The following is a 26,218-nucleotide window of genomic DNA, read 5'->3' as shown; positions in this document are numbered from 1 at the left end:
GCCTTGCTGAAGGAGAAAAAGATGACGGCGAATATTCCGGTAATCACCATTGATGGGCCTGGCGGTGCGGGTAAAGGTACGTTGTGCAAGGCAATGGCGGAAGCGCTGGGCTGGCATCTGTTAGATTCAGGCGCGATCTACCGCGTTCTGGCGCTGGCGGCGCTGCATCATCATGTCGACGTGGAGTCCGAAGAGGCGCTGGTGCCCCTGGCTGCCCATCTTGACGTGCGTTTTATTTCTACTGACGGCAACCTGGAAGTGGTGCTGGAAGGGGAAGATGTCAGTAGCGAAATTCGCACTCAGGAGGTTGCGAACGCGGCCTCGAAAGTGGCGGCTTTTCCGCGCGTTCGCGAAGCGCTGCTGCGCCGCCAGCGCGCCTTCCGCGAACTGCCGGGGCTTATCGCCGACGGTCGCGATATGGGAACGGTAGTTTTCCCGGACGCGCCGGTGAAAATTTTCCTCGATGCCTCGGCCGACGAGCGGGCGCATCGCCGCATGCGGCAGTTGCAGGAAAAGGGCTTTGATGTTAACTTTGAACGTCTTTTGTCCGAGATAAAAGAGCGTGACGATCGCGACCGAAATCGCGCCGTGGCGCCGCTTGTCCCGGCTGCCGATGCATTAGTTCTCGATTCAACCGAACTAAACATTGAGCAAGTGATTGAAAAAGCGCTACAATATGCGCGCGAAAAATTGGCCGTTGCGTAGGCCTTAACCGGTAACGCGCCGAAGCCTCCGAATTATAGCAGTACCCCGCGGCAATGGATGGTCAGCGGGTATGTGAAACAACCCCATCCGGCACGGAGCCAGGTGGACGTTAATATTAACCTGAAGATTAAACATGACTGAATCTTTTGCTCAACTGTTTGAAGAATCCTTAAAAGAAATCGAAACCCGCCCGGGTTCCATCGTTCGTGGTGTTGTTGTTGCTATCGACAAAGACGTAGTACTGGTTGACGCCGGTCTGAAATCTGAGTCCGCCATCCCGGCTGAGCAGTTCAAAAACGCCCAGGGCGAGCTGGAAATCCAGGTTGGTGACGAAGTTGACGTTGCTCTGGATGCAGTAGAAGACGGCTTCGGTGAAACTCTGCTGTCCCGTGAGAAAGCTAAACGTCACGAAGCTTGGATCACGCTGGAAAAAGCTTACGAAGACGCTGAAACTGTTACCGGTGTTATCAACGGCAAAGTTAAAGGTGGCTTCACTGTTGAGCTGAACGGTATTCGTGCGTTCCTGCCGGGTTCCCTGGTAGACGTTCGTCCGGTGCGCGACACGCTGCACCTGGAAGGCAAAGAGCTTGAGTTCAAAGTCATCAAGCTGGACCAGAAGCGTAACAACGTTGTTGTTTCTCGTCGTGCCGTTATCGAATCCGAAAACAGCGCAGAGCGCGATCAGCTGCTGGAAAACCTGCAGGAAGGCATGGAAGTCAAAGGTATCGTTAAGAACCTCACTGACTACGGTGCATTCGTTGATCTGGGCGGCGTTGACGGCCTGCTGCACATCACCGATATGGCCTGGAAACGCGTTAAGCATCCGAGCGAAATCGTAAACGTTGGCGACGAAATCACTGTTAAAGTGCTGAAGTTCGACCGCGAGCGTACCCGTGTATCCCTGGGCCTGAAACAGCTGGGCGAAGATCCGTGGGTAGCTATCGCTAAACGTTATCCGGAAGGTACCAAACTGACCGGTCGCGTGACCAACCTGACCGACTACGGCTGCTTCGTTGAAATCGAAGAGGGCGTTGAAGGCCTGGTTCACGTTTCCGAAATGGATTGGACCAACAAAAACATCCACCCGTCCAAAGTTGTTAACGTTGGCGACGTTGTGGAAGTAATGGTTCTGGATATCGACGAAGAGCGTCGTCGTATCTCCCTGGGTCTGAAGCAGTGCAAATCTAACCCATGGCAGCAGTTCGCGGAAACCCACAACAAGGGCGACCGTGTTGAAGGTAAAATCAAGTCTATCACTGACTTCGGTATCTTCATCGGCCTGGACGGCGGCATCGACGGCCTGGTTCACCTGTCTGACATCTCCTGGAACGTTGCAGGCGAAGAAGCAGTTCGTGAATACAAAAAAGGCGACGAAATCGCAGCAGTTGTTCTGCAGGTTGACGCAGAGCGTGAGCGTATCTCCCTGGGCGTTAAACAGCTCGCGGAAGATCCGTTCAACAACTACGTTGCTCTGAACAAGAAAGGCGCTATCGTTGTTGGTAAAGTGACTGCAGTTGACGCTAAAGGCGCAACCGTAGAACTGGCTGACGGCGTAGAAGGTTACCTGCGTGCTTCTGAAGCATCCCGTGACCGCGTTGAAGACGCAACTCTGGTTCTGAGCGTTGGCGACGAAGTTGAAGCGAAATTCACCGGCGTGGATCGTAAGAACCGCGTAGTGAGCCTGTCTGTACGTGCGAAAGACGAAGCGGAAGAAAAAGACGCTATCGCTACCGTGAACAAGCAGGAAGACGCGAACTTCTCCAACAACGCTATGGCTGAAGCGTTCAAAGCAGCGAAAGGCGAGTAATCTTTGTCATTCAGGTAATAACAACCTGAATAGCGACGAGTTTACTTGACAGATTGCAGGATTCGTCCTGTAATCAAGCACAAAGGGCGGCTACGGCCGCCCTTGTTTAAGCTGTTAGCTAATTTTTGCCTTGAAGGAAACCGGAGGAATAATGACCAAGTCAGAATTGATTGAAAGACTTGCCAGCCAGCAATCTCACATTCCGGCGAAAGCGGTGGAAGATGCTGTTAAAGAAATGCTGGAACATATGGCCTCAACGCTTGCTCAAGGTGAGCGCATTGAAATCCGCGGTTTCGGCAGCTTTTCTCTGCACTATCGAGCACCTCGCACCGGACGTAACCCGAAAACTGGTGATAAAGTCGAACTGGAAGGTAAGTACGTTCCGCACTTTAAGCCCGGGAAAGAATTACGTGACCGCGCCAATATTTATGAAGGGTGAGTTGCACGACGTGCAGCCTGCCTGACGATAAAGAAAGCACCTTCGGGTGCTTTTTTTGTGCCCGCCATTTACGGCCATCCTCACAAAAAAAGCGTGCCCGGCTGCAAGCGAGGCGATTGTCTGGAATGCGCCGCGCAAGCCTGAATTTGCCGCCAGGACGCCAGCACCGCTTTGCGTAACACTGTCCACTCACAGGGAGGTGTTTATGCGTCTACCATGGCTTGCCGGATGCGCCATCATTGCAATGCTGCCGCTTCTCTGGCTACCCGTCTTGCCGGGCCCGTACAGTCTGGCGGGCGCGAGCGCACTGGCGCTGGCGCTGATTCGTCTGCATGGAAGGGCCGTCGCCGGAGTGGCGATGACGCTTCTGCTGGTGGTCTGGGGAGTATTGAGCGCGCATCAGGCGCTGTGGCCGACCCGGCACCTTACCGGCGCCATCCGGCAAGCGGAAGTGATCCTTAGCGAGACGGATGGCCAGACCTTGCACCGTGGACAGATGGTGCGCCTGCGGGGCCGCTATCTGTTTCCCCCGGTAGGCGTAACGCTGTACGGGGAACTTGCACCTGCGCCAGCCTGTGCGGGTCAACACTGGCTGATGACACTGCGCCTGCGCCCGGTGCACGGGCAGCTCAATGACGGGGGCTTCGACAGCCAGCGCTATGCGCTGGCGCAGCACCGACCGCTGAGCGGAGGGATCGTCGCCGCTTCCGCGCTGGATGCCCGCTGCAGTCTGCGCGCCCGCTATCTGACGTCGCTGACCCGGCGACTGCAGACTTATCCCTGGCGCGCGGTGATGTTGGGATTAGGAATGGGGGAGCGGCTGTCTTTGCCGACGGAGATAAAGGTCCTGATGCAGAACACGGGCACTTCCCATCTGATGGCTATCTCGGGTCTGCATATCGCTCTCGCGGCTTCTCTCATCATGCTGTTGCTGCGCGGCGTGCAGTATATTCTCCCGGGCCGCTGGATCGGCTGGCGGTTGCCGCTGCTGGCCGGGCTGGCCGGCGCCGTCGGCTATGCCTGGCTGACGGGTATGCAGCCGCCGGCCCTGCGCACTTGCTTAGGGCTTGCGGTCTGTTGTGCTTTACGTTTGTCGGGTCAACGCTGGACGGCGTGGCAGGTGTGGCTCTGCTGTCTGGGAGCGATACTGGTTGCCGACCCGCTGGCGGTCCTGTCGCAAAGCCTGTGGCTATCTGCCTTCGCCGTGGCGGGGCTTATCTTCTGGTTCCAGTGGCTCCCGTTGCCTGCCGGCCGCTGGCGCTGGCCGTGGAAGACCATAATTGCTCTTGTTCATTTGCAGGCTGGCGTGACGCTGCTGCTGCTGCCGCTGCAGTTGTTGCTATTCCATGGAGTCAGCCTGACGTCGATGGCGGCTAATTTGCTGGCGGTACCGTTAGTCACCCTGTTGGCGGTGCCGCTTATTCTGACCGCGATGCTGGTGCATCTCTCGGGGCCGGATATAGTGGAGTCGCTACTCTGGCTGGCGGCCGATCGCGTGCTGGCGCTACTGTTTTGGGGATTACGACGTTTACCGGACGGCTGGTTGACGCTGGATGCTCGCTGGCTGTGGATCAGTATCCTGCCGTGGCTGTTGGTGATGGGCTGGCGTTTTCAGAGCTGGCGGCATTCACCGGCGCTGTGTCTCAGCGTGCTGTTTTTACTGACGCGGCCATTCAGCCGACAACCGCCTGCGGACGAATGGCGGGTGACGATGCTGGATGTCGGACAGGGGCTGGCGATGGTGATCGAGCGTCACGGTAAGGCATTGCTTTACGATACCGGGCCGGCTTGGCCGCAGGGTGATAGCGGTCAACAGGTGATTATCCCGTGGCTGCGCTGGCACCATCTGCAGCTGCAAGGGATTATGCTGAGCCATGAACATCTGGATCATCGCGGCGGCCTTGATTCAGTGCTGCAGGCATGGCCGCAGGCGTGGGTGCGCAGCCCGTTAGGCTGGGCGCATCATCTGCCGTGTCATCGCGGTGAGCGCTGGCAATGGCAGGGACTCAACTTCCAGGCCCTGTGGCCGCTACCGGGCAGCACGGCAAAGGGTAACAATCATTCCTGTGTGGTGCGGATCGATGATGGTCGCTCCAGCATCCTGCTCACCGGCGATATAGAACGTCAGGCGGAGCAGGCGATGATCAGCCGTTACTGGCGGCATCTGACGTCTACACTTATTCAGGTTCCCCACCACGGCAGCAATACCTCCTCCAGCGCGCTGCTGATCCGCCGGGTGGATGGCGCGGCCGCGCTGGCCTCCGCTTCGCGCTACAATGCGTGGCGGATGCCCTCGTACAAGGTGGTTCAGCGCTACCGCCAGCGGGGTTATCGCTGGTTCGCCACGCCGCAGCAGGGGCAGATAACGGTGGTTTTTTCCGCAGAAGGTTGGCAAATCCATAGCTTACGGGATCAAGTTTTACCGCGTTGGTATCATCAGTGGTTTGGCGCGCCCGCCGATAACGGGTAGAATATGCGGCTATTTCAACACAAGCTGGTTTATTGAATGCAGAACGATAAAGATCTCTCCACGTGGCAGACCTTCCGCCGACTTTGGCCGATTATCGCGCCGTTTAAAGCCGGGCTAATCGTAGCGGCGGTGGCGTTGGTGCTTAACGCGGGCAGTGACACCTTCATGTTATCGCTTCTTAAACCGTTATTGGATGATGGTTTTGGTAAAACGGATCGCTCAGTGCTGCTATGGATGCCGCTGGTGGTTATCGGCCTGATGGTGCTGCGTGGGATCACCAGCTACATCTCGAGCTATTGTATTTCCTGGGTTTCCGGCAAAGTGGTGATGACCATGCGTCGTCGCCTGTTCGGCCACATGATGGGTATGCCGGTGGCCTTCTTTGACAAGCAGTCTACCGGAACGCTGCTGTCACGCATCACCTATGATTCTGAGCAGGTCGCCTCCTCCTCTTCCAGCGCGCTGATCACCGTGGTCCGCGAAGGGGCATCGATTATCGGTCTGTTCGTGATGATGTTCTATTACAGCTGGCAGCTGTCGCTGATCCTGATCGTACTGGCGCCGATTGTGTCGGTGGCGATCCGCGTGGTCTCCAAGCGTTTTCGCAATATCAGTAAGAATATGCAGAACACGATGGGGCAGGTCACCACCAGCGCCGAGCAGATGCTGAAAGGGCACAAAGAGGTGCTGATGTTTGGCGGCCAGGAAGTGGAAACCAAACGTTTTGATAAAGTCAGCAATAAAATGCGTCTGCAGGGGATGAAGATGGTTTCCGCCTCGTCTATCTCCGACCCGATCATTCAGCTTATCGCCTCCCTGGCGCTGGCCTTTGTCCTGTATGCCGCCAGCTTCCCGAGCGTGATGGACACCCTGACCGCCGGGACCATTACCGTGGTCTTCTCCTCGATGATTGCGCTGATGCGTCCGCTGAAGTCGCTGACCAACGTCAATGCCCAGTTCCAGCGCGGGATGGCGGCGTGCCAGACGCTGTTTGCGATCCTCGATTCCGAGCAGGAAAAAGACGAAGGTACGCGGGTCATTGAGCGGGCGAAAGGCAATCTCAAGTTCGAGAACGTCACCTTTACCTACCCGGGTCGCGAAGTGGCCGCGCTGCGCAATATCAATCTCGATATCCCGGAAGGGAAAACCGTGGCGCTGGTGGGGCGCTCAGGGTCGGGTAAATCGACCATTGCCAGCCTGATCACCCGCTTCTACGATGTCGACGAGGGGCAGATCCTGCTGGATGGCCACGACCTGCGCGAGTACAAGCTGAGCTCGCTGCGCGATCAGGTGGCGCTGGTTTCACAAAACGTGCATCTGTTCAACGATACCGTCGCCAACAATATCGCCTATGCCCGTACCGAAGAGTACAGCCGCGAGCAGATTGAAGAGGCCGCGCGCATGGCCTACGCCATGGATTTCATTAACAAGATGGATAATGGTCTGGATACCATCATCGGCGAGAATGGCGTGATGCTGTCCGGCGGCCAGCGCCAGCGTATTGCTATTGCCCGCGCGCTGCTGCGTAACAGCCCGATCCTGATCCTTGATGAAGCCACCTCGGCGCTGGATACCGAGTCCGAGCGTGCTATTCAGGCGGCGCTGGATGAGCTGCAGAAAAACCGTACCTCGCTGGTTATCGCTCACCGTCTGTCGACCATTGAGCAGGCTGATGAAATCGTGGTGGTTGAAGACGGGCGGATCGTGGAGCGCGGAACGCACCATGACCTGCTGGAGCATAAGGGCGTGTACGCCCAGCTGCATAAGATGCAATTCGGCGAATGATCGCGCGCATCTGGTCCGGGGAATCGCCGCTGTGGCGCCTGCTGCTGCCGCTCTCCTGGCTGTATGGCCTGGTGAGCGGGGTGATTCGCCTCAGCTATCAGCTGGGGTGGCAAAAAGCCTGGCGCGCGCCGGTGCCGGTGGTGGTGGTTGGTAACCTGACCGCTGGCGGCAATGGCAAAACGCCGGTGGTGATCTGGCTGGTGGAGCAGCTGCAGCAGCGCGGTATTCGCGTTGGCGTCGTGTCTCGCGGCTACGGCGGTAAAGCCGACCGCTATCCGCTGGTGTTGGACGACAGGACCAGTACGGCGCAGGCGGGTGATGAACCGGTGTTGATCCATCAGCGTACCGGTGCCCCGGTCGCTGTCGCCCCGCTGCGCAGCGACGCGGTAAAAGCGTTGCTCAGCGCGCACGATCTGCAGATGATTGTGACCGACGATGGTTTACAGCACTATAAGCTCGCGCGGGACAGAGAAATTGTCGTTATTGACGGCGTGCGCCGCTTTGGCAACGGCTGGTGGCTGCCTGCCGGGCCGATGCGCGAGCGGGCGTCGCGCTTGCAAAGCGTTGATGCGGTTATCGTTAACGGCGGCGTGGCGCGTCCGGGTGAGATCCCGATGCGGCTGCGCCCAGGGATGGCGGTTAACCTGCTTACCGGCGAACGTCGCGATGTCTCCACCTTCACGAACGTGGTGGCGATGGCCGGCATCGGCCATCCGCCGCGCTTCTTCGCCACCCTCGAAAGCTGCGGCGTCCAGCCGGTCAAAACCGTGGCGCTGGCGGACCATCAGGCGCTGAGCCAGGCTGATGTCGCCGCCCTGGTGACCGCCGATCAGACGCTGCTGATGACCGAGAAAGATGCCGTGAAATGTCGCGATTTCGCCGCTGCAAACTGGTGGTATTTACCGGTCGACGCCATAATGGCCGATGAACGCGCACAGCGGTTGCTTGCGGACTTAGCGACGTTGGCGCAACGTTAACTGACGCGCCGGCTTTGCTCGCCGCTGTGCTGGAATTCCTGACGGAGAACCTGCATGTCGGTATTGCAACTATCGCTTAACGAGGCGCGCCACCTCCATCTCGCGGCGCAGGGGTTGTTAAAGAAGCCCCGACGTCGCGCTCGCCCGAAAGACATTCTTTCCACCATCCAGCAGATGTCGCTGCTGCAAATCGATACCATCAACGTGGTGGCCCGCAGCCCCTACCTGGTGCTGTTCAGCCGTCTTGGCAGCTATCCGCAGCACTGGCTGGATGAGTCGCTGCGCAACGGCGAGCTAATGGAATACTGGGCGCATGAAGCCTGCTTTCTGCCGCGCAGCGATTTCGCCCTGGTGCGCCATCGCATGTTGAATCCCGACAATATGGGCTGGAAATACCATCGCGCGTGGATGGAGGAGCATGCCGGGAGTATTGCCGAGCTGGTGGCGCATATCGGGCAAAACGGCCCGGTTCGCTCGGCGGATTTTACCCACCCGCGCAAAGGCGCCAGCGGCTGGTGGGAGTGGAAACCGCATAAGCGCCACCTGGAAGGGCTGTTTACCGCCGGCGAAGTGATGGTGGTGGAGCGGCGCAATTTTCACCGCGTGTATGATCTAACCCGGCGGGTGATGCCGGACTGGGACGACGAGCGCGACGCGCTCTCCCGCGAAGACGCAGAGGCCATTATGTTGCGCAATAGCGCCCGTAGCCTCGGCATCTTCCGCGCCCAGTGGCTGGCCGATTACTATCGCTTGCGCCAGCCGGCGCTACCGGGTCTGCTGGCGGCCTGGCAGGAAGAGGGGCTGGTGGTGCCGGTTAACGTGGAAGCACTCGGCGAGATGTGGCTGCATCACGAGGCGCTGGCGCAGCTGGAGACCGCGCCCGGCGGTAAGCTGACCGCCAGCCATAGCGCCGTGCTCTCGCCCTTCGACCCGGTGGTCTGGGATCGGAAACGCGCTGAGCAGCTGTTCAACTTCAGCTATCGCCTGGAGTGTTATACCCCGGCGCCGAAGCGTCAGTATGGCTACTTCGTACTGCCTCTGCTGCACCAGGGAAAACTGGTCGGGCGGATGGACAGTAAAATACATCGCAAAAGCCGGGAGCTGGAGATCTTCGCCCTGTGGCTGGAGGAGGGGGTGAAGATCACCCGTGGTCTGGAGCAGGGGCTGCGCCGGGCGATTAACGACTTCGCACACTGGCAATCGGCAGAGCGGATCCTTTGCCGACGCCTGCCGGAAGGGCTGTTTGTCGGCCAGGAGCAGGGGTGGGAAATCGACGCCGATTGATCCCGGCGCCTGCCTTCCTGTGATATGCTGCTGAGAAATCTATCCGGTCCATCAGGAGGAAACATGGATCACCGTTTACTTGAAATCATCGCCTGCCCGGTCTGTAACGGCAAGCTGTATTACAGTCAGGATAAGCAAGAACTTATTTGCAAACTTGATAGCCTGGCGTTTCCGCTGCGCGACGGTATCCCGGTGCTGCTGGAGACAGAGGCGCGTCCGCTGGCGCTAGAAGAGAGTCACTCATGAGTTTCGTGGTCATTATTCCTGCGCGTTTCGCCTCCACGCGCCTGCCGGGAAAACCACTGCAGGACATTAATGGTAAGCCGATGATTGTCCATGTGCTGGAGCGCGCTCGCGAATCCGGCGCGGATCGCATTATTGTCGCCACCGATCACGAAGATGTCGCCCGGGCGGTTGAAGCCGCCGGCGGCGAGGTCTGTATGACCCGCGCCGACCATCAGTCCGGCACCGAACGGCTGGCGGAAGTGGTGGAAAAGTGCGCGTTCAGCGATGACACCATTATCGTCAATATTCAGGGCGATGAGCCGATGATCCCCCCGGCGATTGTCCGCCAGGTGGCGGAGAATCTGGCTGCCAGCAGCAGCGGAATGGCGACCCTGGCGGTACCGATCCATGATGCGGAAGAGGCGTTTAACCCGAATGCGGTCAAAGTGGTGATGGATGCCAAGGGTTACGCGCTCTATTTCTCCCGCGCGACTATTCCCTGGGATCGCGATCGCTTTGCCCAAACCCGCGAGACCATCGGTGACTCCCTGCTGCGGCACATCGGCATCTATGGCTATCGCGCCGGCTTTATCCGCCGCTATGTCAGCTGGGCGCCGAGCCCGCTGGAGCAGATTGAAATGCTCGAGCAGCTGCGAGTGCTGTGGTATGGCGAGAAAATCCATGTTGCCGTGGCGGCCGAAGTGCCCGGCACCGGCGTGGATACCCCGGAAGATCTGGAGCGCGTCCGCGCTGAGCTGCGTTAGTCCTCTGTCCCCTCCTTGCTGGAGGGGATATCCCCGTCGGTTTTTCGCTTTTTTTACCCCTTTTTGATCTTATCCGATGACAAGCCAGGTGCGGGCGCTCATTATGAAACCAGTAGTGTTCATAGGGGTAATCGACAATGGAACAGTTGCGAACCGAACTCAGTCATCTTCTTGGCGAAAAGCTAAGCCGGGTGGAGTGTGTCAGTGAACAAGCCGCTACGGCGCTGTGGTTCCTGTACGATGCGCAGGGAAACCCGATGCCGCTGCTGGCGCGAAGTTTCACCACGCCCGGCGTGGCGCGGCAGCTGGCATGGAAGATCTCGACCCTGGCGCGTAATGGTACGGTGCGTATGCCGGTGGTTTATGGCGTCATGACGCACGAAGAACATCCCGGACCAGATGTGCTGCTGCTTGAGCGCCTGCGCGGCGTACCGGTGGAGGCGCCGACGCGCACCCCGGCGCGCTGGGAGCAACTGCAGGAGCAAATCGTCGAGGGGCTGCTGGCGTGGCATCGGCAGGACAGTGGCGGCTGCGTGGGAATGGTCGACAATACCCAGGAAAACCTGTGGCCGAACTGGTACCGCCAGCGGGTAGAGATATTGTGGAGCACCCTGAACCTGTATCAGGACACCGGTCTCACCATGCAGGATAAGCGCCTTTTGTTCCGCTCCCGCGAGTGCCTTCCGGAGCTGTTCCGCGATTTCAATGATAATGCTGTGCTGGTGCATGGCAACTTCACTCTGCGCAGCATGCTAAAAGATCCGCGCAGCGATCAGCTGCTGGCGATGGTGGGGCCGGGGATGATGCTGTGGGCGCCACGCGAGTATGAACTGTTCCGCCTTGCTGAAGGCGGCCAGGCGGAACAGCTGCTGTGGCGCTACCTGCAGCAGGCGCCAGTTTCCGAGGCCTTTGTCTGGCGGCGCTGGCTTTATCTGCTGTGGGATGAGGTGGATAGTCTGGTCAACACCGGGCGCTTTGATCGCGCCCGTTTTGACCTCGCTGCAAAATCACTCCTGCCCTGGCTCGCCTGAGCTGCCTTTCAGCCATTGCCAGACGCGACCAAGGGTTTCATAGCCGACCCGGTCGCTGTGCATCAGCCACACTGGAGAAGGAATGGCCCGCTCCCACGGATTGAGCGGCGAGGTCACCGCCAGCTGATTGGCCGGCGCGGGAAGCGGATCCAGGCCGGCATGGCGAAAGAATATCATCGCCCGCGGAAGGTGTGACGCCGAGGTGACCAGCAGGAAGGGCGCGTCGCCGATGGCGCGCTTCACCGCCAGCGCTTCCTCTTCTGTATCTTTCGGCCGATCGAGCACAATGATATCGCTGCGAGGTACGCCAAGGCTCTCCGCCACTCTCGCCCCGGCTTCCGCCGTGCTGACGGGGTTCGTTTTCGCCGCCGCGCCGGTAAAGATCATTTTCGAACCGGGATTCGCTTGCCACAGGCGGATGCCCTCCGTCAGGCGCGGCAGGCTGTTATTGATAAGATTAGAGCTTGGCGCCCACTCCGGATTCCAGGTATAGCCGCCGCCCAGCACCACCACGTAGTTCACCGGCTGCTCGCCGCGCCAGGTGGGGTAGGTATCTTCAATCGGTTTTAGCAGGCTGTCGGCCACGGGCTGCAGGCTCAGCAGCGTCAGCAGCAGCCAGCCGAGGCTCACGCATAGCTTTCCGGTACGCTGAAAGCGGCTGAACCATAACAGCGCGATCCCGATACCGATCAGCAACAGTAAGGCGGGTAGCGGCAACAGCAGGCCGCCGACGATCTTTTTTAGCGTGAAAAGCATGCCAGATGGTTCCTTTTTTAACCATATAACCAAAGTTATGTTCGGATCTTATAACAGATCGCTTCATTCTCGGCGCGGGTATGACAAAATAGCGGTTTTGTGTTGGCTTGTGGAGTCACTCGTGCAGGATCGCAATTTCGATGACATTGCTGAAAAGTTTTCGCGCAATATTTACGGCACCACAAAAGGCCAGTTGCGTCAGGCGATCCTCTGGCAGGATCTGGAACCGCTGTTGGCGCAGCTGGGGCCGGGACCGCTGAGGGTGCTGGATGCCGGCGGCGGCGAAGGGCAAACGGCCATCAAAGTCGCGCAACTGGGCCATCACGTGACGCTCTGCGATCTCTCCGCTGAGATGGTGGCTCGCGCCCGCCAGGCGGCCGCCGATAAAGGTGTGATCGACAACATGCATTTTGTACAATGCGCGGCTCAGGATATTGCGCAGCATTTGGAAAGCCCGGTCGATCTGGTACTGTTTCATGCGGTGCTGGAGTGGGTGGCGGAGCCCCAGGAAATACTGCATACCCTGTGGTCGACGCTGCGTGCTGGCGGTGGACTGTCATTGATGTTCTACAATGCTAACGGCCTGTTGATGCACAATATGGTTGCCGGTAATTTTGATTACGTTCAACTGGGCATGCCAAAAAAGAAAAAACGCACGCTGTCGCCGGATTATCCGCGTGAACCACAGCAGGTTTATCACTGGCTGGAAGAGATTGGCTGGCAGATCGTCAGCAAAACCGGCGTGCGGGTGTTTCATGATTATCTGCGTGAAAAACGCCAACAGCATGACAGCTATGCGGCGCTGCTGGCGCTGGAGACGCGCTACTGTCGTCAGGAGCCGTATCTCAGCCTGGGCCGTTATATTCATGTCACCGCGCTTAAGAGCCAGGCTCATAGCCGCAGATGCAAGGATAAAGTATGAGTGAATTTTCCCAGACAGTCCCCGAACTGGTTGCCTGGGCCAGAAAAAATGATTTTTCAATCTCGCTACCGGTCGACAGACTCTCTTTCCTGCTGGCGATCGCCACTCTGAATGGTGAACGACTGGAAGGGGAAATGAGCGAGGGTGAACTGGTGGATGCGTTCCGCCACGTCAGTGATGCGTTTGAGCAGACCAGCGAAACCATCAGCCAGCGCGCCAATAACGCGATCAACGATTTGGTGCGCCAGCGTCTGCTGAACCGCTTTACCAGCGAAATTACCGAAGGCAATGCGATCTATCGCCTGACGCCGTTGGGGATTGGGATCACCGATTATTATATCCGTCAGCGCGAATTCTCGACGCTGCGTCTCTCGATGCAGCTGTCGATCGTTGCCGGCGAGCTGAAGCGCGCGGCGGACGCCGCGGAAGAGGGCGGTGATGAATTCCACTGGCATCGCAACGTTTTTGCGCCGCTGAAGTATTCCGTAGCGGAAATTTTCGACAGCATCGACCTGACGCAGCGCATTATGGATGAGCAGCAGCAGCTGGTGAAAGACGATATCGCGCAGTTGTTGAATAAAGATTGGCGCGCGGCGATTTCCAGCTGTGAACTGCTGCTGTCGGAAACCTCCGGCACCCTGCGCGAACTGCAGGATACGCTGGATGCGGCAGGGGATAAGCTGCAGGCGAACCTGCTGCGCATTCAGGACTCGACCATGGCGCGCGACGATCTCCATTTTGTCGATCGGCTGGTGTTCGATCTGCAAAGCAAGCTCGACCGCATCGTCAGCTGGGGTCAGCAGGCGATTGACCTGTGGATCGGCTACGACCGCCATGTGCACAAGTTTATCCGTACCGCTATCGATATGGATAAGAACCGCGTCTTCGCCCAGCGTCTGCGCCAGTCGGTACAGACCTATTTTGATGAACCGTGGGCGCTAACTTACGCCAACGCCGACCGCCTGCTGGATATGCGCGATGAAGAGATGGCCCTGCGCGATGAAGAGGTCACCGGCGAGCTGCCGGCGGACCTCGAATTTGAAGAGTTTAACGAAATTCGCGAGCAGCTGGCGGCGCTGATCGAAGCGCAGCTGGCGGTCTATAAAGAGAAAGGAATACCGCTGGATCTCGGCCTGGTGGCGCGGGAGTTCCTGGCGCAGTATCCGCGCGGGCGTCACTTCGACGTGGCGCGGATCGTCGTGGATCAGGCGGTACAGCTGGGCGTCGCCCAGGCAGATTTCACCGGACTGCCGGCAAAATGGCAGCCGATTAATGATTACGGAGCCAAGGTACAGGCGCATGTCATTGACAAATATTGAACAAGTGATGCCGGTTAAGCTGGCGCAGGCGTTGGCCAATCCGTTATTTCCGGCGCTGGACAGCGCCCTGCGCGCGGGCCGTCATATCGGTCTCGACGAGCTGGATAATCACGCATTTTTGATGGATTTTCAGGATTACCTGGAAGAGTTTTACGCTCGCTATAACGTCGAGCTGATCCGCGCGCCGGAGGGATTCTTCTACCTGCGCCCGCGGTCCACCACGCTGATTTCGCGCTCGGTACTGTCCGAGCTGGATATGATGGTGGGCAAAATTCTTTGCTATCTCTATCTCAGCCCGGAGCGCCTGGCTAACGAAGGGATTTTTACCCAGCAGGAGCTCTATGACGAGCTGCTGACCCTGGCCGATGAATCCAGGCTGCTGAAGCTGGTGAACAACCGTTCCACCGGTTCGGATCTGGACCGCCAGAAGCTGCAGGAAAAAATGCGGGCCTCGCTTAACCGCTTACGCCGTCTGGGGATGGTGTGGTTTATGGGCCACGATAGCAGCAAGTTTCGCATTACCGAATCGGTATTCCGCTTTGGCGCCGATGTGCGCGCCGGCGACGACCCGCGCGAAGCGCAGCGCCGTCTGATCCGCGACGGGGAAGCGATGGCCCTGGAAAATCACCTGCAGCTCAATGATGAGAATGAAGAAAACCAGCCGGATAGCGGGGAGGAAGAGTAATGATTGAACGCGGTAAGTTTCGCTCGCTAACGCTGGTTAACTGGAACGGCTTCTTTGCCCGGACCTTTGATCTTGATGAACTGGTGACCACCCTCTCCGGGGGGAACGGCGCGGGTAAGTCCACGACCATGGCGGCCTTCGTCACGGCGCTGATCCCGGATTTAACCCTGCTGCACTTCCGTAACACCACCGAAGCGGGGGCCACCAGCGGCTCACGCGATAAAGGCCTGCACGGTAAGCTGCGCGCCGGGGTGTGTTACTCGGTACTCGATGTGATCAACTCCCGCCACCAGCGCGTGGTGGTCGGCGTGCGCCTGCAGCAGGTCGCCGGGCGCGATCGTAAAGTCGATATTAAACCTTTCGCCATTCAGGGACTGCCGACCTCTATCCTGCCGACCCAGCTGTTGACCGAAACGCTGAACGATCGCCAGGCGCGCGTCGTGAGCCTCAACGAGCTGAAAGATAAACTCGAGGCGATGGAAGGGGTCCAGTTTAAACAGTTCAACTCGATCACCGAATATCACTCGCTAATGTTCGATCTGGGCGTGGTGGCGCGTCGCCTGCGTTCCGCCTCCGATCGTAGCAAGTACTACCGCCTGATTGAGGCCTCGCTGTACGGCGGGATCTCCAGCACCATTACCCGCTCGCTGCGCGACTACCTGCTGCCGGAAAACAGCGGCGTGCGTAAAGCGTTCCAGGATATGGAAGCGGCGCTGCGGGAAAACCGCATGACGCTGGAAGCCATTCGCGTTACCCAGTCCGACCGCGATCTGTTTAAACACCTGATCAGCGAAGCCACCAACTACGTGGCGGCGGACTATATGCGTCACGCCAACGAGAGGCGCATTCACCTGGATAAGGCGCTGGAGTATCGCCGCGATCTCTTCACCTCGCGTTCGCAGCTGGCGGCTGAGCAGTATAAGCACGTCGACATGGCGCGCGAACTGCAGGAGCATAACGGCGCGGAGGGCGATCTGGAAGCCGATTACCAGGCCGCCAGCGATCACCTGAACCTGGTGCAGACTGCGCTGCGTCAGCAGGAAAAAATCGAGCGCTACGAAGCGGATCTCGACGAGCTGCAGATCCGTCTGGAAGAGCAGAATGAAGTGGTGGCGGAAGCCGTCGATCGTCAGGAAGAGAACGAAGCCCGCGCTGAGGCCGCCGAGCTGGAAGTGGATGAGCTGAAAAGCCAACTCGCCGACTATCAGCAGGCGCTCGATGTGCAGCAGACCCGCGCCATTCAGTATAACCAGGCGCTGCAGGCGCTGGAGCGCGCGAAGGCGCTGTGCCATCTGCCGGATCTGACCCCGGAGAGCGCCGACGAGTGGCTGGAAACCTTCCAGGCGAAAGAGCAGGAAGCGACGGAGAAAATGCTGTCGCTGGAACAGAAAATGAGCGTGGCGCAAACCGCGCACAGCCAGTTTGAACAGGCTTACCAGTTGGTGGCGGCGATTAACGGCCCGCTGGCGCGCAATGAAGCCTGGGACGTAGCGCGCGAATTGCTGCGCGACGGCGTGAACCAGCGCCACCAGGCCGAGCAGGCGCAGGGGCTGCGCAGCCGCCTCAACGAGCTTGAACAGCGCCTGCGCGAGCAGCAGGACGCTGAGCGTCAGCTGGCCGAGTTCTGCAAACGCCAGGGTAAACGCTACGATATCGACGATCTGGAAACGCTGCATCAGGAGCTGGAAGCGCGCATCGCGTCGCTGGCCGACAGCGTCTCCAATGCTCAGGAGCAGCGCATGGCGCTGCGTCAGGAGCTGGAGCAACTGCAGTCGCGTACCCAGACGCTGATGCGTCGGGCGCCGGTCTGGCTGGCGGCGCAGAACAGCCTTAACCAGCTGTGCGAGCAAAGCGGCGAGCAGTTTGCGTCCGGCCAGGAGGTCACCGAATACCTGCAGCAGCTGCTGGAGCGTGAACGAGAGGCTATCGTTGAACGTGACGAGGTCGGCGCCCGCAAGCGCGCCATCGACGAAGAAATCGAGCGTCTTAGCCAGCCGGGCGGTTCGGAAGATCCGCGCCTCAACGCCCTGGCGGAACGGTTCGGCGGCGTTCTGCTGTCCGAGATCTACGATGATGTTAGCCTGGACGATGCGCCGTACTTCTCCGCGCTGTACGGTCCGTCGCGCCATGCGATCGTGGTACCGGATCTGTCGCGGGTAGCCGAGCAGCTTGAGGGACTGGAAGATTGCCCGGAAGATCTCTATCTGATCGAAGGCGATCCGCAGTCCTTCGATGACAGCGTATTCAGCGTCGACGAGCTGGAAAAAGCGGTGGTGGTGAAGATTGCCGATCGCCAGTGGCGTTATTCGCGCTTCCCGTCGCTGCCGCTGTTTGGCCGCGCGGCACGTGAAAACCGCATTGAAACCCTGCATGCCGAGCGTGAATCGCTGTCAGAGCGTTTTGCGACCCTGTCGTTCGATGTGCAGAAAACCCAGCGCCTGCACCAGGCCTTCAGCCGCTTTATCGGCAGCCATCTGGCGGTGGCTTTCGAGGACGATCCGGAAGAAGAGATCCGCAAACTCAACAGCCGCCGCGGCGAGCTGGAGCGTGCGCTGAGCGCCCATGAAAGCGATAACCAACAGAACCGTGTGCAGTACGAGCAGGCGAAAGAGGGCGTGTCGGCGCTCAACCGCCTGCTGCCGCGCCTGAACCTGCTGGCGGATGATACGCTGGCCGACCGCGTGGACGAGATCCAGGAACGTCTGGACGAAGCGCAGGAGGCCGCGCGCTTTATTCAGCAGCACGGTAACCAGCTGGCGAAGCTGGAGCCTATTGTTTCGGTGCTGCAGAGCGATCCGGAGCAGTTTGAGCAGCTGAAAGAAGATTACGCCTATGCGCAGCAAACCCAGCGCGATGCGCGTCAGCAGGCTTTTGCCCTGGCGGAAGTTGTGCAGCGCAGGGCCCACTTCAGCTACTCCGATTCGGCGGAAATGCTCAGCGGCAACAGCGATCTCAACGAGAAGCTGCGCCAGCGTCTGGAGCAGGCGGAGTCCGAACGCAGCCGCGCGCGCGACGCGATGCGTGCCCATGCGGCGCAGCTTAGTCAGTACAATCAGGTGCTGGCCTCGCTGAAGAGCTCGTATGACACCAAGAAAGAGCTGCTCAACGATCTGTATAAAGAGTTGCAGGACATTGGCGTGCGCGCCGACGCCGGCGCGGAAGAGCGTGCTCGCGCGCGTCGCGATGAGCTGCACATGCAGCTGAGCAATAACCGCTCCCGACGCAATCAGCTGGAGAAAGCGTTGACCTTCTGCGAAGCGGAAATGGACAACCTGACCCGTAAACTGCGCAAGCTGGAGCGCGATTACTGCGAAATGCGCGAGCAGGTGGTGACCGCCAAGGCGGGCTGGTGCGCGGTGATGCGTCTGGTGAAAGACAACGGCGTCGAACGTCGTCTGCATCGACGCGAGCTGGCCTATCTCTCCGCCGATGAGCTGCGCTCAATGTCGGATAAGGCGCTGGGGGCGCTGCGTCTGGCGGTCGCCGATAACGAACATCTGCGTGACGTGCTGCGTATCTCGGAAGATCCGAAGCGTCCGGAGCGCAAAATTCAGTTCTTCGTTGCCGTATACCAGCATCTGCGCGAGCGTATTCGTCAGGATATTATTCGCACCGATGATCCGGTGGAAGCGATCGAGCAGATGGAGATTGAGCTCAGCCGCCTGACCGAAGAGCTGACCAACCGTGAACAGAAGCTGGCGATCAGTTCCCGCAGCGTGGCCAACATTATTCGCAAAACCATTCAGCGCGAGCAGAACCGTATCCGGATGCTCAACCAGGGTCTGCAGAGCGTCTCCTTCGGCCAGGTCAACAGCGTGCGTCTGAACGTCAATGTGCGTGAGACCCACTCGATGCTGCTCGACGTGCTCTCCGAGCAGCATGAGCAGCACCAGGATCTGTTTAACAGCAATCGTCTGACCTTCTCTGAGGCGCTGGCCAAGCTCTATCAGCGTCTCAACCCACAGATCGACATGGGGCAGCGCACGCCGCAAACCATCGGTGAAGAGCTGCTCGACTACCGCAACTATCTGGAGATGGAAGTGGAAGTTAACCGCGGCTCCGACGGCTGGCTGCGCGCGGAGTCCGGCGCGCTGTCTACCGGGGAAGCTATCGGTACCGGGATGTCGATTCTGGTGATGGTGGTGCAGAGTTGGGAAGATGAATCCCGTCGCCTGCGCGGCAAGGATATCTCGCCTTGCCGTCTGCTGTTCCTCGATGAAGCGGCGCGTCTCGACGCCCGCTCCATCGCCACCCTGTTCGAGCTGTGCGAACGTCTGGAGATGCAGCTGATTATCGCAGCGCCGGAGAACATCAGTCCGGAAAAAGGCACTACCTATAAACTGGTGCGTAAGGTGTTCAATAATCACGAACATGTGCACGTCGTGGGGCTGCGCGGGTTTGCTGCGCCGCTGCCGGAAGCGCTGCCGGGAACGGCCGACGCCTCGTGACGATGCAGCTCACTACTGGCGGGTAAGCGCTGAAAAGGGCAACGTTAAGTTGCCCTTTTTGCTATCCAGCTTGCTATGCCAGGGTGGTATAATCTTTAAGCTTCTTTACATTAGGTAAGGCAAAAGCCTTTTCGTCTTTATATACTGTGTTAAAGCCCACGAATTTGTGGGCGGCAATGTGTGACAACAGGGGGCAAGGGATGTTGCTTAAGAAACGGTATGGTCGTCCATTGTCAGCGCTCAGTCTGAGCCTGGCAATGGCATTTGCTCCGCTGTTCAATGTCCAGGCCGCAGAGCCTGAAGTCGTACCAGGTGATAGCTCCGCTACGCCTGGAGAGCTTTCCGTCGCGCTGTCGCAAAGCGACGGGCAATCGCCGGCGGTCGCGAAGCTGGCCGGTGAGCAGCCGCTGTCGATGGAAGCCGCGGCGAACAGTCGCGCCCAGATCGAAGCGCTATTGCCGGCTGGCTACAAACCCGTCTTTATGAATCCGCTGGTCTCGCTATACGCCGCCAGGGATATGAAACCGATGTGGGAAAACCGCGAGGCGGTGCAGGCGTTCCAGCAGCAGCTGGCGGAGATCGCCATCGCCGGTTTTCAGCCGCAGTTTACCACCTGGGTCAGTCTGCTGACCGATCCTGCCGTCACCGGTATGGCGCGCGATGTGGTGTTGTCTGATGCCATGATGGGCTATCTGCACTTTATCAGCGGCATCCCCACCCAGGGGACCCGCTGGTTATATAGCTCGACACCGTACAAGATGGCGACCCCGCCGCTGTCGGTGATTAACCAGTGGCAGCTGGCGCTGGATAATGGCTCCCTGCCGGCGTTTATCGCCGGCCTGGCGCCGCGTCATCCGCAGTATGAGGCCATGCATCAGTCGCTGCTGGCGCTGGTGGCTGATTCACGTCCATGGCCGCAGATGACCGGCAGCGGCTCGCTGCGTCCGGGAGAATGGAGCAATGATATCGGCGCGCTGCGCGAGATCCTCCAGCGTACCGGGATGCTGGAAAATTCCGCCAATATCGTTCTGCCCGGCGACGTGGTGAGTCCTTCGGCGAAGAAAAAGAGCAAGCCCGCGGCGCGCGGTGTGTACGATCGCCAGCTGGTGGAGGGCGTTAAGCGCTTTCAGGCCATGCAGGGGCTGGGGGCGGATGGGGTCATCGGCCAATCCACCCGTGACTGGCTCAATGTCTCATCGGCGCAGCGCGCTGGCGTGCTGGCGCTGAACATTCAGCGTCTACGTCTGCTGCCAGGCAAACTATCGACCGGTATCATGGTGAATATTCCCGCGTTTTCGCTGGTCTATTACCAGGACGGCAGTCAGGTGCTGGCCTCGCGGGTGATCGTCGGACGTCCAGACCGCAAGACGCCGATGATGAGCAGCGCGCTGAACAACGTAGTGGTCAATCCGCCGTGGAACGTACCGCCCACCCTGGCGCGCAAAGATATTCTGCCGAAGGTGCGTAATAATCCTGGCTATCTGGAGCAGCATGGCTACACCGTGATGCGCGGCTGGAACAGTAAAGAGACCATCGATCCTTACCGGGTTGACTGGTCAACCATCACCGAGAACAATTTACCGTTCCGTTTTCAGCAGGCGCCTGGGGCACGTAATTCACTGGGGCGTTACAAGTTTAATATGCCGAGTTCGGATGCTATCTATCTGCACGATACGCCGAACCATAATCTGTTTCAGAAGGATGTCCGTGCGCTCAGTTCCGGCTGCGTCAGGGTCAATAAAGCCTCGGAGCTGGCCAATATGCTGCTGCAGGACGCGGGCTGGAATGACACGCGCATTTCCGACGCCCTGAAGCAGGGGGATACGCGCTATGTCAATATTCGGCAAAATATACCGGTGAATTTATATTACTTAACGGCGTTTGTGGACGCTGATGGACGTACACAATATCGAACAGATATTTACAATTACGATATCACCGCGCGATCCAGCGCACAAATTCTGACGAAAGCGGAACAATTAATCAGGTAAATGAAGTAGTTCAATGGATTTTGTTGTCCTAGCACTGGGTAAAAAAGGGCGCTGCACCTCTGCAGCGCCCGATTTTCCTGGGGTGAGGCTGCCTTGACGTTGGCAATAATGCCCGGTAAGGTGCCTTTCGTGCGCCAGAAGTGCATATACATATCATTCCGCTCAATGCGTAGCGCGGTTAGCGCGAACGTTCTCCTTTGCCGGGCAACATCTCGGTCGTGGCGAGCGATAGCGAGCTGATCCTGGCATCGCGCAAAGCGGAAAAAGTATATAACGATTCATTGACTGTAGACCTGATTATCATGGACAAATTTGACGCTAATCGCCGCAGATTGCTGGCGTTGGGTGGCGCTGCGCTGGGTGCTGCCGCCATTCTCCCTGCGCCGGCATTTGCCACCCTCTCGACCCCCCGTCCGCGTATTTTGACGCTGAATAACCTGCATACCGGTGAATCGCTCAGGGCGGAGTTTTTCGATGGCAGAGGCTATATTCAGGATGAATTAGCAAGACTTAACCATTTTTTCCGTGACTATCGCGCGAATAAAATTAAGTCCATCGATCCAAATCTGTTCGATCATCTTTATCGGTTGCAGGGACTACTTGGCACCAACAAACCTGTCCAGCTTATCTCTGGCTATCGTTCCCTCGATACCAACGATGAGCTTCGCGCACGCAGCCGTGGTGTAGCGAAACACAGCTATCACACCAAGGGGCAGGCGATGGATTTCCATATTGAAGGTATTTCGTTAAGCAATATTCGCAAAGCGGCGTTATCTATGCGCGCAGGTGGTGTAGGATATTACCCACGTAGTAACTTTGTGCATATTGATACCGGTCCCGTAAGGCACTGGTAACGAAAGGAGCGTCATGAACTATCGTATTATTCCGGTTACCGCGTTCGCGCAGAACTGTTCTCTTATCTGGTGCGGGCAAACCCGGCTGGCGGCGCTGGTCGATCCTGGCGGCGATGCTGAACGTATCAAAGCGGTGGTGGCGGAGGCTGGCGTCACGCTGATGCAGATCCTGCTGACGCATGGCCACCTCGATCACGTTGGCGCCGCGGCTGAACTGGCGCAGCATTATGGCGTACCGGTTATTGGTCCGGAAAAAGAGGATGAGTTCTGGCTGGAAGGATTACCGGCGCAAAGCCGGATGTTCGGCCTGGAGGATTGCCAACCGCTGCGTCCGGATCGCTGGCTCAATGAAGGCGATGTGGTCAATGTGGGGAATGTGGCGCTGCAGGTGCTGCACTGCCCGGGCCATACGCCGGGCCATGTGGTCTTTTTTGATGACGCCTCCCGACTGCTGATCTCCGGAGACGTGATTTTCAAAGGCGGGGTGGGACGCAGCGATTTTCCGCGCGGCGACCATGGGCAGCTGATTGCGGCTATCAAGGAAAAGCTGTTGCCGCTGGGCGATGATGTGACCTTTATTCCCGGCCATGGTCCGCTGTCGACGCTGGGTGAGGAACGCCGTAATAACCCGTTTCTGCAGGATGAGATGCCGGTCTGGTAACAGACATGACGCGAACACATAAAAAAGGCCGCATTCGCGGCCTTTTTCTTTATACCGAATACTATCGCTTACAGTACGGCGACGATGGCTTCGCACAGCGGCGCCATATTGTCAGGCGTCATCCCGGCCACGTTGATACGTCCGGAAGCGACCGCATAGATGGCGAACTCTTCACGCAGGCGCAGCACCTGCTCTTTAGTCAGGCCGCTGAATGAGAACATGCCGTTCTGCTGGCTGATAAAGCTGAAGTCGCGGCTCGCGCCTTTCTCCTGCAGAGTATTGACGAACAGCAGACGCATACGCTGGATGCGCTGGCGCATATCGGTCAGTTCCTGCTCCCAGATTGCCCGTAGCGCATCGTTGCTCAGAATGGTGGCGACCACGGAGGCGCCATGCGCAGGCGGGTTGGAGTAGTTGGCGCGGATCACCGACTTCATCTGACTGAAGGCGCGGTCTACAGTCTCCTGATCCGCGGCGACCAGAGTGCAGGCGCCGACGCGCTCGTTGTACAGGCCAAAGTTTTTCGAGTAGGAGCTGGCGACCAGCAGCTCTTTATGTAGAGCAGCAAAAGCGCGTAGCCCTTCAGCATCTTCTTCCAGACCGCGGGCGAAGCCCTGGTAGGCGAAATCGAACAGCGGTAGCCAGCCTTTTTCCACCGACAGCTGCGCCAGCTGCTGCCACTGATCGAGCGTCGGATCGATACCGGTCGGGTTGTGGCAGCAGCCGTGGAACAGTACCACGTCGCCCGCCTGGGCTTCGTTCAGGCTGGCCAGCAGACCATCAAAGTCCAGCGCGTGGTTAGCCGCGTCGTAGTATGCGTATTCGCGCACTTCCAGCCCGGCAGAGGTGAATACGCTTTTATGGTTCGGCCAGCTCGGATTACTTACCCACACACGTTTCACGTCGGTGTTTTTGGCGAGGAAGTCTGCGGCGACACGCAGCGCACCGGTACCGCCGGGTGTCTGCGCGGTGCGGGCGCGTTTATCAGCGATAATCGCATTGCCTTTACCGAACAGCAGCTCCTGGGTGCAGCGACCAAATTCAGGAATACCATCGATGCCCAGATAGTTTTTAGTCGTTTCATTTTCCAGCAGATACTGCTCTGCTTTTTTGACGCTGGTCAGAACGGGCGTTTTACCGGTTTCATCCTTGTAAACACCAATTCCGAGGTTAATTTTTTCAGGGCGGTCATCGGCACGAAACAGATCGGCCAGACCTAAAATCGGGTCGGCTGGGGCGGCGGTAATGTTCTCAAACATGACGAGGTTCCATTGTGATTACTGAAGGGAAATCCGCTATCAGGTTAACGGGAGAATAACGAATTGCCAACCGTTTGCGACAAAAAGCGCGAAGGTTTTCGAAAGAGACGATCTTTGTCTCACGAATACAGAAAAGCAGGACTGAAGTCCTGCTTTGAAGGCATATCACGAAGGGGTGTACTGCAGATTAGAACTGGTAAACGATACCCACGGCCGCCTGGTCGTCAGTGGCGACACCAGCCGCTTTGGTGTAATCGTTGTCGTCCAGCTGGTTGAATTTATACGCAGCGTAGACGTTCATGTTCTTGTTAAAGTAGTACCAGGTACCCACTTCGATGTATTTAACCAGATCCGCATCGCCGCCGGAGAAGCCAGCACGCGACTGCAGGTCCTTGCCTTTGGTCTGTACGTAGCCGATGGACGGACGCAGGCCGAAGTCAAACTGATACTGTACAACTGCTTCAAAGTTCTGAGTTTTACCGGCGAAGTGGTTATCTTCTTCCGGAGTCATGTTGTAAGTCTGGGAGTACATGACGGCCGCATAGATGTTGTTAGCGTCATATTTTGCAGAGGTCGCCCAGGCTTCGGCTTTGTCGCCATTGCCGTCAGCTTTCTGATCGACGCTACGGTTAGAGCTGGAGTAGCCTGCAGACAGTGCGATACCGTTGTCGAACGCGTAGGTGGCTGCGGTGCTGAAGCCGTCGCCATTCTGCTTGCGAATCGCACGGTCATGGTCGTTTTTACCCTGGTACTGCAGCGCGAAGCTCAGACCGTCAACCAGACCGAAGAAGTCGGAGTTACGGTAGGTTGCGACGCCGTTGGTACGACCGGTCATGTAGTTGTCGGTATAGTTCCAGCCGTCACCGCCCCATTCAACCAGCATATCGGTTGCCGCTTCGACGTCGTAGATCGCGCCGTAGTTACGGCCATAGTCGAATGAACCGTATTCGCCCGCTTTCAGGCCCGCGAACGCCAGACGGGTTTTTGTGGTCTGGGAACCTTCAACATTGGACGCGTCCATGTTGTATTCCCACTGGCCGTAGCCGATCAGCTGATCGTTGATCTGAGTTTCGCCTTTCAGGCCGATACGGGCATAGGTGGTATCGTCGCTGCTGGTGTCGCCATTGGTGGTCCAGACGTGCTCGCCGACCATTTTTCCATAGAAGTCCAGTTTGTTGCCGTTTTTGTTATAGATTTCTGCAGCGTTGGCTGCACCGGCTACCAGCAGGGCAGGGATCACCACTGCCAGAATATTGCGCTTCATCATTATTTATTACCCTCATTAATATTTTTTATATGAACACGTGCCACTGCCGTCAATAAGTTCTGTCAATAAAAACTTACAGAACCATTGATGAGAGTTTGGTGTCTGAAGGCATCTTTCCATCCGCGACAACGTTTCGCTAGCCGGAAAATGCTACGAATATCTCATATGAGTAACAAAACGAAAAATCATGTAACTAAATGTGTATTTAACGGAACTTTGTGAACTTAATCAAAATTCCGTTCCACCGGATAAGGGCAAACGCCATTACTTATCTATCTATATGAATTATTTATGATTAATTTGGCTAAGCGGCAATTCGTACATTTTGTGTATTGAATTCGTATTCTTTTTGTTCAGTCTCTGTCTTTGCAAGATGTGCGGGTAAAGGTCAAAAAATGAGCAAATTTATCAGCGGTTTTGCTCAGTTATGAACATAAAGTGCGATCTACATCACCAGGATGCACCGAAACAGTGCGTAACATAATTGTGATTTCCGGGTCTTGATGTTTAAGGTTGTTGAATTTTACTAACAGTAATTGACATAAAAAAAGGCCAGCTTGCGCTGGCCT

Annotated in this window: 20 protein-coding genes; 17 read left to right on the top strand and 3 right to left on the bottom strand. The window is 57.8% G+C overall.

The window, feature by feature from the left end; genetic code table 11:
- Positions 1–21 precede the first annotated feature (21 nt).
- The 10 genes from cmk to AB1E37_RS16400 all read left to right on the top strand — a co-directional run bounded on the left by cmk (position 22) and on the right by AB1E37_RS16400 (position 11,487).
- Positions 22–705: a (d)CMP kinase gene (gene cmk / locus AB1E37_RS16445; protein ID WP_002898160.1), complete on the top strand. Its 684-nt coding sequence runs from the start codon at positions 22–24 to the stop codon at positions 703–705.
- Positions 706–838: 133 nt separating this feature from the next.
- Positions 839–2,512, top strand: a complete 1,674-nt coding sequence (gene rpsA / locus AB1E37_RS16440; protein ID WP_002898162.1) for a 30S ribosomal protein S1 — start codon at positions 839–841, stop codon at positions 2,510–2,512.
- A gap of 151 nt (positions 2,513–2,663) precedes the next feature.
- Complete coding sequence (gene ihfB, locus AB1E37_RS16435) at positions 2,664–2,951, top strand: integration host factor subunit beta (RefSeq protein WP_002898165.1); 288 nt, start codon at positions 2,664–2,666, stop codon at positions 2,949–2,951.
- 205 nt (positions 2,952–3,156) lie between these two features.
- A complete protein-coding gene (locus tag AB1E37_RS16430) occupies positions 3,157–5,421 on the top strand; it encodes a ComEC family protein (RefSeq protein WP_023328690.1) in 2,265 nt (754 codons plus the stop codon).
- Between the two features lie 36 nt (positions 5,422–5,457).
- Positions 5,458–7,206: a lipid A ABC transporter ATP-binding protein/permease MsbA gene (gene msbA, locus AB1E37_RS16425; RefSeq protein ID WP_002898170.1), complete on the top strand. Its 1,749-nt coding sequence runs from the start codon at positions 5,458–5,460 to the stop codon at positions 7,204–7,206.
- Positions 7,203–8,183 (top strand): tetraacyldisaccharide 4'-kinase, encoded by a 981-nt coding sequence (gene lpxK / locus AB1E37_RS16420; RefSeq protein ID WP_002898174.1) that lies wholly within the window; start codon positions 7,203–7,205, stop codon positions 8,181–8,183. The genes msbA and lpxK overlap by 4 nt, the downstream gene beginning before the upstream one ends.
- 54 nt (positions 8,184–8,237) lie before the next feature.
- The gene (locus tag AB1E37_RS16415; RefSeq protein WP_002898176.1) at positions 8,238–9,467 is read left to right on the top strand and encodes a winged helix-turn-helix domain-containing protein; all 1,230 of its coding nucleotides are present in this window, start codon (positions 8,238–8,240) and stop codon (positions 9,465–9,467) included.
- Between the two features lie 63 nt (positions 9,468–9,530).
- A complete protein-coding gene (gene ycaR, locus AB1E37_RS16410) occupies positions 9,531–9,713 on the top strand; it encodes a protein YcaR (protein WP_002898177.1) in 183 nt (60 codons plus the stop codon).
- The gene (gene kdsB, locus AB1E37_RS16405) at positions 9,710–10,456 is read left to right on the top strand and encodes a 3-deoxy-manno-octulosonate cytidylyltransferase (RefSeq protein ID WP_004191127.1); all 747 of its coding nucleotides are present in this window, start codon (positions 9,710–9,712) and stop codon (positions 10,454–10,456) included. Before ycaR ends, kdsB begins: the two co-directional genes overlap by 4 nt.
- Before the next feature lie 137 nt (positions 10,457–10,593).
- Entirely contained in the window at positions 10,594–11,487 is an 894-nt protein-coding gene (locus tag AB1E37_RS16400) for a YcbJ family phosphotransferase (RefSeq protein WP_004176684.1), read from the top strand.
- Here AB1E37_RS16400 and elyC read toward each other — a convergent pair.
- Entirely contained in the window at positions 11,464–12,243 is a 780-nt protein-coding gene (elyC, locus tag AB1E37_RS16395) for an envelope biogenesis factor ElyC (protein WP_004141786.1), read from the bottom strand. The genes AB1E37_RS16400 and elyC overlap by 24 nt on opposite strands.
- Positions 12,244–12,364: 121 nt before the next feature.
- On the opposite strand from elyC, the gene cmoM reads away from it, so the two are divergent.
- The 7 genes from cmoM (at position 12,365) to AB1E37_RS16360 (ending at position 23,123) form a co-directional block, all read left to right on the top strand.
- Positions 12,365–13,165 (top strand): tRNA uridine 5-oxyacetic acid(34) methyltransferase CmoM, encoded by an 801-nt coding sequence (cmoM, locus tag AB1E37_RS16390; protein ID WP_002898187.1) that lies wholly within the window; start codon positions 12,365–12,367, stop codon positions 13,163–13,165.
- A complete protein-coding gene (mukF, locus tag AB1E37_RS16385; protein ID WP_002898189.1) occupies positions 13,162–14,484 on the top strand; it encodes a chromosome partition protein MukF in 1,323 nt (440 codons plus the stop codon). Before cmoM ends, mukF begins: the two co-directional genes overlap by 4 nt.
- Positions 14,465–15,169, top strand: a complete 705-nt coding sequence (mukE, locus tag AB1E37_RS16380) for a chromosome partition protein MukE (protein WP_004150840.1) — start codon at positions 14,465–14,467, stop codon at positions 15,167–15,169. The genes mukF and mukE overlap by 20 nt, the downstream gene beginning before the upstream one ends.
- Positions 15,169–19,617 carry a chromosome partition protein MukB gene (gene mukB / locus AB1E37_RS16375; protein ID WP_004176682.1) on the top strand — a complete coding sequence of 1,483 codons (4,449 nt, stop codon included), beginning with the start codon at positions 15,169–15,171 and terminating at the stop codon, positions 19,615–19,617. The genes mukE and mukB overlap by 1 nt, the downstream gene beginning before the upstream one ends.
- 200 nt (positions 19,618–19,817) lie before the next feature.
- Entirely contained in the window at positions 19,818–21,608 is a 1,791-nt protein-coding gene (ldtD, locus tag AB1E37_RS16370) for a L,D-transpeptidase (protein WP_002898195.1), read from the top strand.
- Between the two features lie 302 nt (positions 21,609–21,910).
- The gene (locus tag AB1E37_RS16365) at positions 21,911–22,462 is read left to right on the top strand and encodes a YcbK family protein (protein WP_002898198.1); all 552 of its coding nucleotides are present in this window, start codon (positions 21,911–21,913) and stop codon (positions 22,460–22,462) included.
- A 13-nt stretch (positions 22,463–22,475) separates the two neighbouring features.
- Entirely contained in the window at positions 22,476–23,123 is a 648-nt protein-coding gene (locus AB1E37_RS16360) for an MBL fold metallo-hydrolase (protein WP_002898200.1), read from the top strand.
- Positions 23,124–23,191: 68 nt separating this feature from the next.
- Here AB1E37_RS16360 and AB1E37_RS16355 read toward each other — a convergent pair whose 3' ends face one another.
- Positions 23,192–24,382 carry an amino acid aminotransferase gene (locus AB1E37_RS16355; RefSeq protein WP_002898202.1) on the bottom strand — a complete coding sequence of 397 codons (1,191 nt, stop codon included), beginning with the start codon at positions 24,380–24,382 and terminating at the stop codon, positions 23,192–23,194.
- A gap of 187 nt (positions 24,383–24,569) precedes the next feature.
- On the bottom strand, positions 24,570–25,649 hold the full coding sequence (gene ompK35 / locus AB1E37_RS16350) for a porin OmpK35 (protein WP_004141771.1): 1,080 nt from the start codon (positions 25,647–25,649) through the stop codon (positions 24,570–24,572).
- Positions 25,650–26,218: the final 569 nt, after the last annotated feature.

Origin of the sequence: Klebsiella sp. Shm-1 (assembly GCF_040804525.1) — a bacterium.
Classification (GTDB): Bacteria; Pseudomonadota; Gammaproteobacteria; order Enterobacterales; family Enterobacteriaceae; genus Klebsiella; species Klebsiella pneumoniae.
The sequence above is the reverse complement of the archived record's forward strand: the minus strand, read 5'-3'. Positions and strand labels throughout refer to the sequence as shown.

What these genes read in the sequence shown, in the direction of transcription:
- ompK35 (WP_004141771.1), bottom strand. Translation starts at nt 25,649, where the DNA reads ATGATGAAGCGCAATATTCTGGCAGTGGTGATCCCTGCCCTGCTGGTA.
- ldtD (WP_002898195.1), top strand. Translation starts at nt 19,818, where the DNA reads ATGTTGCTTAAGAAACGGTATGGTCGTCCATTGTCAGCGCTCAGTCTG.
- ihfB (WP_002898165.1), top strand. Translation starts at nt 2,664, where the DNA reads ATGACCAAGTCAGAATTGATTGAAAGACTTGCCAGCCAGCAATCTCAC.
- mukE (WP_004150840.1), top strand. Translation starts at nt 14,465, where the DNA reads ATGTCATTGACAAATATTGAACAAGTGATGCCGGTTAAGCTGGCGCAG.
- rpsA (WP_002898162.1), top strand. Translation starts at nt 839, where the DNA reads ATGACTGAATCTTTTGCTCAACTGTTTGAAGAATCCTTAAAAGAAATC.
- AB1E37_RS16400 (WP_004176684.1), top strand. Translation starts at nt 10,594, where the DNA reads ATGGAACAGTTGCGAACCGAACTCAGTCATCTTCTTGGCGAAAAGCTA.
- AB1E37_RS16415 (WP_002898176.1), top strand. Translation starts at nt 8,238, where the DNA reads ATGTCGGTATTGCAACTATCGCTTAACGAGGCGCGCCACCTCCATCTC.
- cmk (WP_002898160.1), top strand. Translation starts at nt 22, where the DNA reads ATGACGGCGAATATTCCGGTAATCACCATTGATGGGCCTGGCGGTGCG.
- mukB (WP_004176682.1), top strand. Translation starts at nt 15,169, where the DNA reads ATGATTGAACGCGGTAAGTTTCGCTCGCTAACGCTGGTTAACTGGAAC.
- ycaR (WP_002898177.1), top strand. Translation starts at nt 9,531, where the DNA reads ATGGATCACCGTTTACTTGAAATCATCGCCTGCCCGGTCTGTAACGGC.
- kdsB (WP_004191127.1), top strand. Translation starts at nt 9,710, where the DNA reads ATGAGTTTCGTGGTCATTATTCCTGCGCGTTTCGCCTCCACGCGCCTG.
- mukF (WP_002898189.1), top strand. Translation starts at nt 13,162, where the DNA reads ATGAGTGAATTTTCCCAGACAGTCCCCGAACTGGTTGCCTGGGCCAGA.
- AB1E37_RS16430 (WP_023328690.1), top strand. Translation starts at nt 3,157, where the DNA reads ATGCGTCTACCATGGCTTGCCGGATGCGCCATCATTGCAATGCTGCCG.
- AB1E37_RS16355 (WP_002898202.1), bottom strand. Translation starts at nt 24,382, where the DNA reads ATGTTTGAGAACATTACCGCCGCCCCAGCCGACCCGATTTTAGGTCTG.
- AB1E37_RS16365 (WP_002898198.1), top strand. Translation starts at nt 21,911, where the DNA reads ATGGACAAATTTGACGCTAATCGCCGCAGATTGCTGGCGTTGGGTGGC.
- msbA (WP_002898170.1), top strand. Translation starts at nt 5,458, where the DNA reads ATGCAGAACGATAAAGATCTCTCCACGTGGCAGACCTTCCGCCGACTT.
- lpxK (WP_002898174.1), top strand. Translation starts at nt 7,203, where the DNA reads ATGATCGCGCGCATCTGGTCCGGGGAATCGCCGCTGTGGCGCCTGCTG.
- AB1E37_RS16360 (WP_002898200.1), top strand. Translation starts at nt 22,476, where the DNA reads ATGAACTATCGTATTATTCCGGTTACCGCGTTCGCGCAGAACTGTTCT.
- elyC (WP_004141786.1), bottom strand. Translation starts at nt 12,243, where the DNA reads ATGCTTTTCACGCTAAAAAAGATCGTCGGCGGCCTGCTGTTGCCGCTA.